Origin of the sequence: Aeromonas sp. R5-3 (assembly GCF_040908225.1) — a bacterium.
Lineage (GTDB): Bacteria > Pseudomonadota > Gammaproteobacteria > Enterobacterales > Aeromonadaceae > Aeromonas > Aeromonas dhakensis.
In genome coordinates this window covers 148,104-161,065 of sequence record NZ_JBFODH010000019.1, presented here as the reverse complement: position 1 = coordinate 161,065, position 12,962 = coordinate 148,104, and the positions used below count along the sequence as shown (strand labels likewise).

General features: G+C 63.4%; 10 protein-coding genes. 6 read left to right on the top strand and 4 right to left on the bottom strand.

Annotated features, from left to right (window positions below):
- The first annotated feature begins 1 nt into the window (after window position 1).
- Both AB5Y95_RS10420 and AB5Y95_RS10415 read left to right on the top strand, forming a co-directional pair.
- A complete protein-coding gene (locus AB5Y95_RS10420) occupies window positions 2-646 on the top strand; it encodes a lactate utilization protein C (RefSeq protein ID WP_368160931.1) in 645 nt (214 codons plus the stop codon).
- A complete protein-coding gene (locus AB5Y95_RS10415; RefSeq protein WP_368160929.1) occupies window positions 646-3,438 on the top strand; it encodes an FAD-binding and (Fe-S)-binding domain-containing protein in 2,793 nt (930 codons plus the stop codon). The genes AB5Y95_RS10420 and AB5Y95_RS10415 overlap by 1 nt, the downstream gene beginning before the upstream one ends.
- Window positions 3,439-3,628: 190 nt before the next feature.
- Here AB5Y95_RS10415 and AB5Y95_RS10410 read toward each other — a convergent pair whose 3' ends face one another.
- A complete protein-coding gene (locus tag AB5Y95_RS10410; RefSeq protein WP_336290847.1) occupies window positions 3,629-4,012 on the bottom strand; it encodes a hypothetical protein in 384 nt (127 codons plus the stop codon).
- A gap of 667 nt (window positions 4,013-4,679) precedes the next feature.
- Here AB5Y95_RS10410 and AB5Y95_RS10405 point away from each other — a divergent pair.
- Window positions 4,680-5,624: a hypothetical protein gene (locus AB5Y95_RS10405; protein WP_368161060.1), complete on the top strand. Its 945-nt coding sequence runs from the start codon at window positions 4,680-4,682 to the stop codon at window positions 5,622-5,624.
- Window positions 5,625-5,726: 102 nt separating this feature from the next.
- Here the strand turns inward: AB5Y95_RS10405 and AB5Y95_RS10400 are convergent, their stop codons facing one another.
- From AB5Y95_RS10400 to AB5Y95_RS10390, 3 genes are all read right to left on the bottom strand, one after another.
- On the bottom strand, window positions 5,727-6,767 hold the full coding sequence (locus tag AB5Y95_RS10400) for a lipocalin-like domain-containing protein (RefSeq protein ID WP_368161058.1): 1,041 nt from the start codon (window positions 6,765-6,767) through the stop codon (window positions 5,727-5,729).
- 185 nt (window positions 6,768-6,952) lie between these two features.
- Window positions 6,953-9,388: an FtsX-like permease family protein gene (locus AB5Y95_RS10395; RefSeq protein WP_368160927.1), complete on the bottom strand. Its 2,436-nt coding sequence runs from the start codon at window positions 9,386-9,388 to the stop codon at window positions 6,953-6,955.
- A gap of 21 nt (window positions 9,389-9,409) precedes the next feature.
- A complete protein-coding gene (locus AB5Y95_RS10390; RefSeq protein ID WP_208201325.1) occupies window positions 9,410-10,090 on the bottom strand; it encodes an ABC transporter ATP-binding protein in 681 nt (226 codons plus the stop codon).
- Window positions 10,091-10,265: 175 nt separating this feature from the next.
- Between AB5Y95_RS10390 and AB5Y95_RS10385 the strand changes: the two genes are divergently transcribed.
- The 3 genes from AB5Y95_RS10385 (at window position 10,266) to AB5Y95_RS10375 (ending at window position 12,906) form a co-directional block, all read left to right on the top strand.
- The gene (locus tag AB5Y95_RS10385) at window positions 10,266-10,733 is read left to right on the top strand and encodes a DUF4357 domain-containing protein (protein WP_005302024.1); all 468 of its coding nucleotides are present in this window, start codon (window positions 10,266-10,268) and stop codon (window positions 10,731-10,733) included.
- A gap of 151 nt (window positions 10,734-10,884) precedes the next feature.
- Window positions 10,885-12,312 carry a sodium:proton antiporter NhaD gene (nhaD, locus tag AB5Y95_RS10380; protein ID WP_139398309.1) on the top strand — a complete coding sequence of 476 codons (1,428 nt, stop codon included), beginning with the start codon at window positions 10,885-10,887 and terminating at the stop codon, window positions 12,310-12,312.
- A 27-nt stretch (window positions 12,313-12,339) separates the two neighbouring features.
- Window positions 12,340-12,906, top strand: coding sequence for a pyridoxamine 5'-phosphate oxidase family protein (locus AB5Y95_RS10375; protein ID WP_019839330.1), 567 nt, complete (start codon window positions 12,340-12,342; stop codon window positions 12,904-12,906).
- The last annotated feature ends 56 nt before the right edge of the window (window positions 12,907-12,962 follow it).

Here is a 12,962-nt window from a genome sequence, read left to right as displayed (position 1 = left end):
GATGTCGAGCAAAGAGGCTATCTTGAACCGCCTGCGCGGCGCCGCCACCCCCATTGCCCACGCCCCCCATGGCTGGCAGCCTTGGCGCGGGGCTGATGACGGCGCGCGGCGCGAGCGTTTTGTTGCCGGGATCAGCGCCAGCCACGCCGAGATCCTCACCGTCAAGGAGGCAAATCTTGCCCGGGGTCTGGCCACTTGGCTGGATGGGGAAGGCGTGACGCATCTGGCCTGTGGCCAGGGCGGCCGCTGGCAGGCGGCGGTCGCGGCCGCCTGCGCCGGGCGCTCTGTGCTGACCCCCTCTGGCGAGTTCGCGAGCTGGAAAGACGAGCTGTTCGACGTTTGTCAGGCGGGCATCACCCACTGCGCGGGGGCCATCGCCGATACCGGGACGCTGGTATTGCTGCCGGATAGCGGCGAGCCGCGCACCATTTCGCTTGTGCCCCCCTGCCATATCGCGCTGCTGGCGGCCTCCACCATCGCCGACAACCTGGCGGGGCTGGTGGCGGCCGGGCGCTGGCAGCAGGCCATGCCCACCAACCTGCTGCTGGTCTCCGGCCCCTCCAAGACCGCCGACATCCAGCAGACCCTGGCCTACGGCGCCCACGGCCCGAGCCGTCTCTTGGTGGTGCTGGTGGAGGATTGCTGATGCGCTGGAATGAATTTGACGCAGCCGTGCTCTCGCGCATCCCGCCGGAGCGGCTGGTGAGCGACCCGGATTTGCGGCTGGCCCACGGCACGGACGCCAGCTTCTACCGGCTGGTGCCCGAGCGCATCGTGCGCCTCGACTCCCTCGATGAGGTGCGCTTCGTGCTCGGAGTGTGCCGCGAATTGAACCTGCCGTGCACCTTTCGCGCCGCCGGCACCAGCCTCTCGGGCCAGGCCCTGAGTGATTCGGTGCTCATCACCCTGACCGACAGCTGGCGCGGCCATCGCATTCTGGACGAGGGCGAGCGCATCGCCCTGCAACCCGGGGTGATCGGCGCCGATGCCAACCGCTATCTGACGCCTCTGGGGCGCAAGATTGGGCCGGATCCCGCCTCCATCAACGCCTGCAAGCTCGGCGGCATCGCCGCCAACAATGCAAGCGGCATGTGCTGCGGCACCGCCCACAACAGCTACCACACCCTGCACGCCATGACCCTGCTGCTGGCCGATGGCACCGTGCTGGACAGTGGCGATCCCCATAGCCGCGTCGCCTTTGCGGCCAAGCGCCCGGAGCTGCTGGCCGGGCTCGCCGCCCTGCGCGCCGAAGTGCTGGCGAATGAGGCGCTTGCCGCGAAAATTCGCCACAAGTACCGGCTCAAGAACACCACCGGCTACGCCATCAATGCCCTGCTCGATCATGAGGACCCCATCGATATCCTCACCCACCTGATGATTGGCTCGGAGGGGACCCTGGGCTTTATCGCCGAGGTGGTGCTCGACACCGTGCCCGAATACCCCCACAAGGCCTCGGCCCTGCTGGTGTTTCGGGACGCCGAGCAGGCCTGTCTGGCCACCTCGCGCCTGAAAAATGCGCCGGTGGCGGCGGTGGAGCTGATGGATGGACGCTCCCTTCGTTCAGTGGCGGGCAAGCCCGGCCTGCCGGACTTTATCAAGGCGCTGGACTTAACCGCCTGCGCCCTGCTGATCGAGGTGCATGGGGAATCGAAAGAGGAGCTGGTCGATCGCTGCGAGCAGGTGACGGCGATGGCCGCCGAATTCGCCCAGGTCGCCTCTGTACCCTTTACCGGCGATAGCGCCGGGCTCTGGGCCATTCGCAAGGGGCTCTTCCCGGCGGTGGGGGCGGTGCGCACCACAGGCACCACCGTCATCATCGAGGATGTCGCCTTTCCCATCGAGCGCCTGGCGGAGGGGGTGGCGGGGCTGCAGCAACTGTTCGACGAGTTTGAGTATCACGAGGCCATCATCTTTGGCCACGCGCTGGAGGGGAACCTGCACTTCGTCTTTACCCAGGGCTTTGACGATCCGGCCCAGGTGGCCCGCTACGGCGCCTTTATGGATGCGGTGGCGGAGCTGGTCGCCGTGCGCTTTGGCGGGTCGCTCAAGGCCGAGCACGGCACTGGCCGCAACATGGCCCCCTATGTGGAGCTGGAATGGGGACCGGAGGGGATGGCACTGATGCGGCGCATCAAGGCGCTGCTGGACCCCGATGGCCTGCTCAATCCCGGCGTCATCATCAACGACGACCCCAACGCCCATCTGGCCCACCTCAAGCCCATGCCGGCGAGCGATGCCATCGTCGATCCGTGCATCGAGTGCGGCTTTTGCGAGGCGGTCTGCCCCTCGCGCACCCTGTCGCTCTCGCCGCGCCAGCGCATCGTGCTCTATCGCGAACTGGCTCGCCGCAATCGTGCCGATGAGCCATCCAACCAGCTGGCCCGGCTGTTTGACTATCAGGGCATCGACACCTGCGCAGCGACCGGGCTCTGCGCTGATCGCTGCCCGGTGGGCATCAACACCGGCAGCCTGATCAAGAAGTTGCGCACTGACAAGTACCAGCGCTTCGTGCCCATCGCCCGCTGGAGCGCCGATCACTTCGCTGGCGTTACCCGCACGGCGCGCGGTGCGCTGGGCCTCAAAGGGATTGCTGGCAAGCTATTGGGAGAGAAAACGCTGGCAGGTCTGGTGAACGGGGTTCGCCATCTGAGCGGCCAGCGCACACCCGCCTGGCTGCCCACCCTGCCGGGGCCAAGCCGCTATCACTGGCCGCCAGGGGAGGGGAGCCATGGCGGATCCGGTGAGCGCGCCCTGGTCTATCTGCCGTCGTGCGCCAGCCGGGTATTTGGCCAGCAGGAGGAAGCTCCGTCACTGCCGGACGTGGTGTTATCCCTGCTCAAGAAGGCGGGCTGCCGGGTCATAGTGCCGCAAGGCATCGAGGGGCTCTGCTGCGGTATGCCCTATGACAGCAAGGGGATGAGCGAGGTGGCACAGACCAAGCGTACTGATCTGGCCGAGGTCCTGTGGCAGGTAAGCGAGCAGGGGCGCTGGCCCGTGCTGCTCGACACCAGCCCCTGCGTGCAACGGCTGCTCTCAGGGGCGCTCGGCAAGGGCCTTCGGGTGTTTGAACCCGCTACCTTTGTGCTGGAACACCTGCTGCCCCACCTTGAGCTGACTCCCATCGATGAGACTGTGATGCTCCATATCACCTGCAGCAGCCGGCGCATGGGGCTGGGGGATAAGATGCTGGCGGTGGCCCGCGCCTGTGCCCGCGAGGTGATCGTGCCTGAGCATATCCAGTGCTGCGGCTTTGCCGGCGACAAGGGGCTGATGACCCCGGAGCTCAACGCCGCCGCGCTCGCCAGCCTGCCAGCCCAGGTGCCCAGGGATTGCCGTCAGGGATTCAGCAACAGCCGCACCTGCGAAATGGGGCTCAGCCAGCACGCCGGCGTTCCCTATCACAGCATCCTCTATCTGGTGGATCAGGCGGCGAGATAAATAATCCCCCGGCAGAATATATTCTGTCAGGGGGCTATCTCAAGAAGAGTGAGTGTTTTTAGTAATTCATGTTGCCTTTGTATTCGTCACTGTGACTTAAATATATGCAGGCATCCTTTTCATTTCATATGAAATTCAATGTAAAATCGGACTCTCAATTTTGCATGGAAAGTCATTCATGAAAAAGAGTTTACTTCGTGGTAGGAGTAAAACATTGATATACCACTGCGATATGAGCACTCTTCCCTGTTCCCCAGTCACATGGTTCTCTATTATATGTGGTGTAGAATAAGACACCACCATTTGGCATATCTTGTGCCTGTTTTGGGTTCATAACAGTCACACCATCCTCTGCTCCACCACATATACTATGCACACTAATAGAGCCAACACATTGTCCTTGAGGAAGGAATTGACAGTCATCCTCTTTCCAAGAATATCTATTGTCTGCTCTTTTAACCTCACCTACATTAAAAACCTTTTTACATTCAGTAATGAATGAAAATGGCAGTTTTGTATTTGCGTTAGCGAACGATGGAATTATAAATAATACCATTAGCAAAAATTCTTTCATGTTTTTCCTCCAATGTGAACAAGTCATGCTACAGATGGATTAATTGTTGGTGAAGTACCCATGTGGGGGGGTATATTGATTTGATTTATTTAAATCTTTAGTGATCTGTGGCATTCATTGAATTTTCTTTGCGGAGGGGAGTGTTTTTAGTTGATGGGAATTGTGAGCGGATATTGGTTTCAGAATGGAGGGATATAATAAATTATTCTGTTCGAAGATGGGTGGAAATATGTGTGGTTCGCCATTTAAATGCTTTGTTTAATAATGGGATGCCGGTCATTTATCGTAGCATTGGTATATTTAGGGTCAGCTAATGTTCAGCCATTACGCTGACATTCCTTATCACAGTATTCTGTGAGGCGAAGAGATACATAAAACCCCGTTAAGTGAGTTGTGGTGTTTTTTTTTGAGCAGCAGTGCCTGGCCACGCCTTGCAATGCTCCGTTGCATACATCCCTCTTGATAGCCTCGTAACTTGTGTTTTTGTAATCCCACTTTGCTGCACCGCCCGGCCAACCAAGTCATGTGTTATCTCTTGCTCATCAATGCCTTGTAACAGCTGGTTACAGATCTTGCGTCGACCGGCGAACCCTTCCTCCAGTAAATTCAGCGGCGATTGAATGCACCTCACATAACAAAGCAATTGCAAGGAACAAGAGTCATGAGAATGCACCACAAGGCCATGCTGGCCATCGCCTGCACCGCCGCCCTGTCCGCCTGTGACAGCGAGAAGGCGGCCAACAGCATCGCCAAGCGCGCGCCGCTGCCGTTGCCCGATGCCGGCGTCTATGAGGCAAACCTGCTCAGCCGTGATGGCGATCAGGGGCCGCTCAAGATGATCAAGGGAGTGGAGGTATTGGCGCTGGTCTATCCCAAGGGGGATGGCGAGCAGCGCTGGGGCGTCTGGGTCGAGAACGATGGCAAGTCGATTACCTCTTCGCAATGGATCGGGCAGGCTGCCCAGAAAGAGAACAAGGATGGTATCTATCCGGTGCTGCTGGAGCGCACCTCGGTGCGGGGCAAGCGGCTCGATGCCCAGAGCAACGACCACAACCTCATCAGCTTTCAAGACAAAGCGGTAACCGATCTGGCTGGAAAGGAGGTCAAGCGCTGGACCTTTGACTTCAGCCGTACCGGCACCCAGTTTCGGGATCCGGATCAGAGCACCGCCCTCTATCGCGACTGGAGCGGCCACCTTGCCGTGAGCAAGCTCGCCACCCGGACGATCAGCAGCGACAGCTGGCGGGTGGAAGATGACGCCGGCTTTGGCGATGCCATGGTGGGGCTGATCCGCAGCACCAACAACGGCGGCTCCCTGACCCTGGAGATCGAATTTCCCAAGGCGGGCTGTACCCTGACCGGCAAGGGCAATGCAGAGCCTGGCAAGGGGCTCAGCAAGTTAAACCTGAGCGGGTTTGGCAAGTGCAGCTTCAAGGCATCAAGCGATCTCAGCCCGCTTGAGAACAAGTGGATGCTGGGCCTGGCCAAGGCCAAAGAGGGGGCAACGGCCTACGTCGCCGCATTCGAGATGCCGGATACCCGCAAGACGACCCTGGTGGTGGGCTTCCCGGAACAGCATGGTCTGATGATGGTGGGCGACAAGCAGCCCTGATCCCGTCTTGATATCCCATCACAGCACAGGGTTGTTACCCCGGCCTGGCCGGGGTTTTTGATGGTGGGGGGCTGCCGCCAGAGGGTAAGCAGGGGGCAGGGCTCAGTAGCCAGTCATCTCCAGATAGCCAACGCCCTTGGCATCTCCCGAAACGGACACCGCCCCCTCCCAATAGTCAAAGCGCCCCGTCATGGCCTGATTGGGCTGGCGAGCCCTGATGGTGAGCGTCATATCGGCGGCCTCCAGCTGCCACTCGATGGGGTAGGGCTGCCCCTTGGGGCCGCGCCAGGTCTTGCCGGGGGTGAGGCGGATCTGCTCAGGGTTCAGCACCCGGCTGCTGCCGTCCCGCTCAATCAGGATGCCGTAGCGGTTCTCGGGATTGGCGCGGCCCGATTTGGTGCGCAGGCGAAACAGCATCAGCTCGCGGCCATCGTCAAATTGCAGCGAAAACCAGTCCCAGCCCGATTGCCACTCGGCCAATACCGAGCTGCTCCATTCGTGATCAAACCAGCCCTCACCGCTGACGTTGCGGGTCTCCCCATCCAGGGTCAGGGTGCCGCTGATGGTCAGGCGCGGGTAGGAGTAGTAGAAGGAGGCGTTGCCCGGGCTCTTCTCGCTGTAGCCCTGTTTGCCCTGCAGCACCGCCGGCTTGGCGGCACTCACCTGCAAATCAAGATCCCCCGCCTTGCTTTGCACCTTGAGGGTGGCGGGAAAGAGCGCTTCCCCTTGAGAGGTAAGCCGCCACTCTTTCAGCCAATACTGACCGCCGCTGGCACCGGCGAGCCCCGGCCCCTGGCGGCTGGTGCGCTCGTCCTGCTGGTGGCTGCCTTTGCTCACATCCGTGATGGCGAATTGGGCCAGCCAGAGCTGGGGAGTGAGCCAGGGGTTGTCTGTCTTTATCTGTTGTTCGATACCTTGCCTGAACAGGGTCCACTGCATGCCGTAGCCGCGTCCCTGCTCGTCTTTCAGGTTGCCGGTGAGATACCACCACTCGGAGCGGTAGTCGGGGTGGGCACCGTGATCCGCGGGCAGGCGGATGGACTGACCCGGCAGGGCCTTTTTGAAGTGATCGTTGCCGCCGCCAAGGATGCTCCCCAGATCGCTGGCCTGCGCGTTGCCGCTTATGGCAACAAGCGGGATCAAGAGGGCTGCGAGCCACTGGGTCCGTAAAGAGGACAAGATTTCCCTCACTCTGGCCCTCTCCCGAAGGGAGAGGGGATGGTTGGCGGCAGCTCTCTGTGCTTCTCTGCGCTGAATCAAGGGCGGTGACAGGGATCTGGTCAATGGGAACGTCAAGCCATGGCTGAGCCAGTGCGCCAACCGATATTTCATACCACTCTCCTTGCGGCGTACCAGGAGGCGAGCGCGCCACAGACGGGGGCGAGCAGGAGCGCCGTGACGGCGTGCAAGGGGGCGGCCTCGAAGGCCAGCCGCCAGCCGAAGGCGCGGGGGTTGACCACCTCAATCAGTACCCAGGCAAGACCATAGCCCACCGGCAGGGCCAACAGCGCAGTGAGGAGCCCCAATCCCGCCCCCTGCCACACCAGTAGCCGGCGGCAGTGGCGGGGGCTCAAGCCAAGGCTCTGCAGGGTCTGCAACTCGCCGCGCCGGGCCAGCCCCAGCACCATAAAGGCCGAGCCGATGCCGACGAAGGCGATCCCCAGGATCAGCAACTTCAATAGCTCGGTCACCACGAAGGTCTGATCGAACACCTTCAGCGCCGCGGCGTGGATGGCGGGGGCGGGCAACAGGTTCACCTGCTCGCCAAACTGGCTCCTGAGCCTGTCGCCAAGGTGCTCGGGATCCGGGCTGAAGAGGGCAAGGGATTGCACCTTGCCTCCTTCGAAGGCGTGCAGTATCTGCCCCTTGTCGCTGCCGTAATCCTGATAGACGCCGGTGACGATAAGCGTGCTTGGCCCCTGCTCGCCGCTCACCTCGAGGCTCTGTCCCACCTTGACCCCGAGGCGCACTGTCAGCGGCTCGCTCGCCAGCACCTCGTCGGGGGTGGCGGGCCAGCGTCCGGCCAGCAGCGGATAGGCGGCTTTCAGCTCGGGGATAAAGTCCATCTGCGCCCACTCGATGGGCTGCCCCTGCCAGCGGGCCGGGTGCACCGAGCGGCGCGAGGCGGCGCGTACGTCCGGCGCGGCGAGGATGGTGTCGAGGGTCTGCTCGCTCAGGGCGCCCTTGCTGCCGGCCACCCCCTTGGGGGCGGTGACATAGAGATCGGCGGCCAGACGCTGGCCGAGCCAGATCTCCACGCTCGAGCGAAAGCTCGACACCATGACCCCGATGCCGATGGCCGCCGCGATGGCCAGTTGCAACGCCATCACCGCGATGGCGGTGCGATCCAGGTGATATAGGGTTTCGGCCACCCCGAGCCGGGCGCTGAGGGGGCCGCGCTCGCGTCGGCGCAGCCGGCCCAGCACGGCGCGCAGCACATCGGGCAGGGCGAGTGCCATGGTCAGCAGCCAGCCGCCGGCCACGAAGAGGGCGCCGCCCAGCCCGGTTTCTGGCCGCCATAGACAAAGTGCGCAGAGCAACAAGATGACGATGGCGAGCCCCCGACGTTGCCAGGGATGAGCCGGCGGGCGACTGTTGCCCTCTCGCAGTTCAAGGGGGGATTGGCGCAGCAGTTGCCACCAGCCGGGCAGGTTGGCGGCGAGCGTCCCCAGAAGGCCGATCACCAGCGCCTTGCCAAGGCTCGTCGGGGAGAGGCGCAGCAGGTCGATGGGGTTGGGGCCGTAGAGATCCGCCAGCGCCTGGGTGAGCTGCCCCATCAGGGCCAGGGCCAGGAAGCTGCCCAGCAGCAGCCCGAGCAGGGTGCCGATGCTGGCGAGGATCAGGATCTCCAGGGTCAGCCAGCGCAGCAGCCGGCGCGGCGGCATGCCGAGGATGATGAGCTGGGCCAGCTGGGGGCGGCGCACGCTCTGCACGAAGCGCTGGGCGTTGAACACCAAAAACAATCCCACCGCCATGGCGAGCAGGGAGAGCGCCGTGAGGTTCAGCGCCAGCGCATCGCCGAGCTGGCTGGCATCGAGCGCCGGGCTGATGGGCTCAAGCCAGAGGGGCTGCTTAGGGGCATAGGCTTGCAGGGCCGCCTGCAAGGCGCTGGCCTCTTGCTCGCTGAGCTTGAAGACGATGCGATCGAGCCGCCCTTCTTTGCCAAGCAGGGGCTGGGCGAGGCCGATGTCGGTCACCAGCAGCCGCTCCATGGGCACGGTGCCGGGCTCGAAGGTGCCGGCCAGGGTGAGGGTCAGTGGGCGGGGTTGCGCCCCTTCAGCGCCACCCAGCGCGAAGCGGCGGCTCTGGCCCGGTTGCCAGCCAAGGCGCCTGGCCTCGGGGGCGGCCAGCCAGATGCTGTCGGCGCGGGTGAGGGAGAAGGTGGGCTTATTGTCCGGCGCGGCGCCAAACAGCCGGCGCAAGGGGCCGGGGTTGAACAGATCCATCCCCAGCAGCTGAAAACTGCGCCCCTGTTCATCTTGCAGCCAGCCGTGCAGCTCTGGCATGGCGTCGAGGTTCGGCTGGCTTCGCACCAGCGTCACATAGAGCTGCTCGTCCAGCCCGCCGTCCGGCGCCAGCCGGTAGTTCGCTTCCCCCGCCAGCTGGCTGCGGGCGGCGACGAAGTTGGTGCGGGCGCTGTGGTTCAAGAGCTCGATGGCCACCACCAAAGAGACCCCCAGGGTGAGCCCGACCAGGCTCATCAACAGCAGCCAGGGATGAGCGCGATAGAGGCGCAGCAGCGCCTTGAGCGGCAGCGGCAACATCACAGCCCTCCGTGGTGGGCGTCAGTCATGGCGGCGCCCCTTGAGCTCGACCAGCTGGCCCCCTTCAAGGCGCAGCACCCGATCCGCCAGGGCGCCATAGGCTGGGTTGTGGCTCACCAGCAAGAGGCCGGCGCCGGTGCCCCGCACCGCCGTCATCATCAGCGCCATCACCTGCTCGGCGTTGTGTTCATCGAGGCTGCCGGTGGGCTCGTCGGCGAGCAGCCACTTCGGCTGGTGAATGAGGGCGCGGGCCAGCGCCACCCGTTGGCGCTGGCCGCCGGAGAGCTGCTCCGGCCAGGCGTGGCGCTTGTGGGCAAGATCGAGGCGCTCCAGCAGGCCGTCAATGCGTGTCTCATCGCGGGCAAGCTGGTTGATGGCAAGGGGCAGGGCGAGGTTCTCGGCCACGGTCAAAGTCGGCAGCAGGTTGAAGTCCTGATAGACGATGCCGAAATGGCGGCCGCGCAGGCGGGCCCGCTCGTCCGCCGACTGGTTGTCGAGGCGGGTCTCCCCCAGCCAGATCTCCCCCTCATCCGGGGGGAGCAGGCCGGCGATGAGGTTCAGCAGGGTCGACTTGCCACAGCCGCTCTGCCCCAGCAGCAGGGTGATCTCGCCGGCCGCCAGGGTCAGATCAAGGTGGTGAAACAGCGGCAGCCGTTCGCTGCCGTTATCGAAGCTCTTGCCGAGATTGCGCAGATTCAGCATGGGATAACCGGTTGATGGCCAATGGCTTTCATTACGTGCCCTCGGCTCGCCTCAGGATGAGTGCCACTATGCCAGTTAGTGATCAAGGCTGCAAAAGAGGTGAGGATCCTGGCTGGATCCCGCTCGCCTGTGGTGGTTAGAATAGGGGCCTCCATGGGTCACAGGATGCGCAAGGATGTTACACAAGCAAGTCAGTTTTATCGTCGACAGCAAGGGCGCCAAGCAGGCTGCCGTGGTCCCCATCGAGATTTACAACGAGCTGATGACCCTGCAAAAGGCGCTCTCCGACAACAAGCCGGGCGAGCGCGAGCTCTACCACTTCAACGGCAAGGGAGCCGAGGCGCACGGTTATCCGGTGGGCAAGCGGCAGAACCCCGGCTTCATGGTGCTGGCGGGCTCCACCGCCAACGGCGAGGATGCGGCTTCCCTGCGCGAGGCGGTGATCGAACTGCGTCAGGAGCTGCTGGGCAAGGGGATCCTGGCCCCGCGCAGCGAAGGGGGCTTCGTCTTTACCGCCGATCAGCTGTTCAACAGCCCGAGCCTGGCCGCCAGCTTGGTGGCGGGCAACAACCGCAGCGGGCTGGATGCCTGGCAGAACAGTGCCGGCTACACCCTCAAACGCTCGGGGTTTGGCAAGAAATAACCCTGATGGCAGGGGCAAGGAGCGCCGCCTGATCTCGCGCCCCTGATGCAAGCGTTCGCCCACCCGGGCCTGGCGCGAGCAGGGAGAGGGCAGGGGGTGACCCTGTCCACTGCCAGCTTCAAAACCAGACGGTTTCCAAGAGAGGGGCCCCATGTCTGGATCTGCACGTCTGTTTTCTTCGGTCATCCTCGGCCTCTTCTGCGCCCCCGCGCTCGCCGACGGCGGCCCTTTGCTCATGACGCACACCGGCGCCGGCCTCTTTGCTCTGGCCATCTTCGCCCTGGCCTATGCCCTGGTGATGGCGGAGGAGTACCTGAAGCTGCGCAAGTCCAAGCCTGTGCTGGTGGCAGCCGGCATTATCTGGATCGTCATCGGTATCGTCTATGCCGGGCAGGGGCAGAGCCCGCTGGCGGTGGCGGGATTTCGCCAGACGCTGCTGGCGTACGCCGAGCTGATGCTCTTCTTGCTGGTGGCCATGACCTATGTCAACGCCATGGAGGACCGGCTGCTGTTCGACGCCCTGCGCGCCCGCCTGGTGCGTACCAGGCTCAGCCTGCGCTCCCTGTTCTGGTTGACGGGGATCCTCGCCTTCTTCATCTCCCCTGTGGTGGACAACCTCACCACGGCGCTCTTGATGTGCACCGTCGTGCTCCATGTGGCCAACGGGGAGCGTCGCTTCATCAACCTGGCCTGCATCAATATCGTGGTGGCGGCCAATGCGGGCGGTGCCTTCAGCCCCTTTGGCGACATCACCACTCTGATGGTGTGGCAGGCGGGCCAGGTGCCCTTCGAGCAGTTTCTGCTGCTGTTCGTGCCCGCCCTGCTGAACTTCCTGGTGCCGGCCACCCTGATGAGCCTGATGGTGCCGCGCCATGCCCCCACCATGAGCCACGAGCGGGTGGTGCTCAGACGCGGGGCCTTCACCATAGTGCTGCTCTTCCTGCTCACCATAGTGACCGCGGTCGCCTGCCATCACTTCCTGGCGCTGCCCCCCGTGCTCGGCATGATGATGGGGCTCGGCTATTTGCAATTCTTCGGCTTTTACCTGCGCAAGACGCAGCCCGTCACCCTGGCTCGTGAGCGGGCGCTGTACGCGCGCACCGGCGACGAGGCCCGGTTGCTGCGCCTGGGCTCCATGGTGCCGTTCGATGTGTTCAACAAGATAGCCAAGGCGGAGTGGGACACCCTGCTCTTCTTCTACGGGGTGGTGATGTGTGTCGGCGGGCTCGGCTTCATGGGCTATCTGGCGCTCGCCTCCCAACTGCTCTACCAGGGGGATCCGACCCTGGCCAATGTGGCCATCGGCCTGCTCTCCGCCCTTATCGACAACATCCCCGTGATGTATGGGGTCCTCTCAATGGAGCCGCAGATGAGCGCGGGGCAGTGGCTGCTGGTGACCCTGACCACTGGCGTGGGGGGCAGTTTGCTCTCCATCGGCTCGGCGGCCGGGGTGGCCCTGATGGGGCAGGCGAGGGGCATGTACACCTTCGTTGGCCACCTCAAGTGGTTGCCCGCCATTCTGCTTGGCTATATGGTCGGCATAGGGGCGCACCTGTGGCTTAACAGCGCCCTGTTCTGAGCGGGTGATCATGGAGAGACAGACAAGATGGGACAACTGTTCGAGGCGCTCTCGCCGCGCCATGTGACCTTCATCGAGGCACAGAAGATCTTCTTCGTCGGCACGGCGGCCGCAGAGGGGACGGTCAATCTCTCCCCCAAGGGCGGGGACTCGCTGAGGGTCATCGATGCCCACACCCTGGCCTGGCTCAACCTGACCGGCAGTGGCAACGAGTCGGCGGCCCATGTGCTGCAACACCCGCGCATGACGGTGATGTTCTGCGCCTTCGAGGGGGCGCCGCTGATCCTGCGGGCCTATGGCCGGGCAAGGGTGCTGCATCGGAGTGACCCTGAGTGGTCGTCGTTCCTGGCACGCTTCCCCCAAAGCGTCGCGGCCCGCCAGATCTTCCTGCTGGACATAGCGCGCGTCCAGGCCTCCTGTGGCATGTCGGTGCCTCTGTATGAGTACCAGGGGGACAGGGAAGACCTCGCCAACTGGTCCGAGCGGCAGGGCCGGGAGGGGATTGAAGCCTACTGGCGCAAGAAGAATCAGCTGAGCCTGGATGGGCTGGAGAGCGAGATCCTGGTGCGAAGCGGACTCTCATCGGACCCTTGAGGGGCCACGCACACGCAAGCGAACACAAAAAAGCCCTGTCCATGGACAGGGCTTGG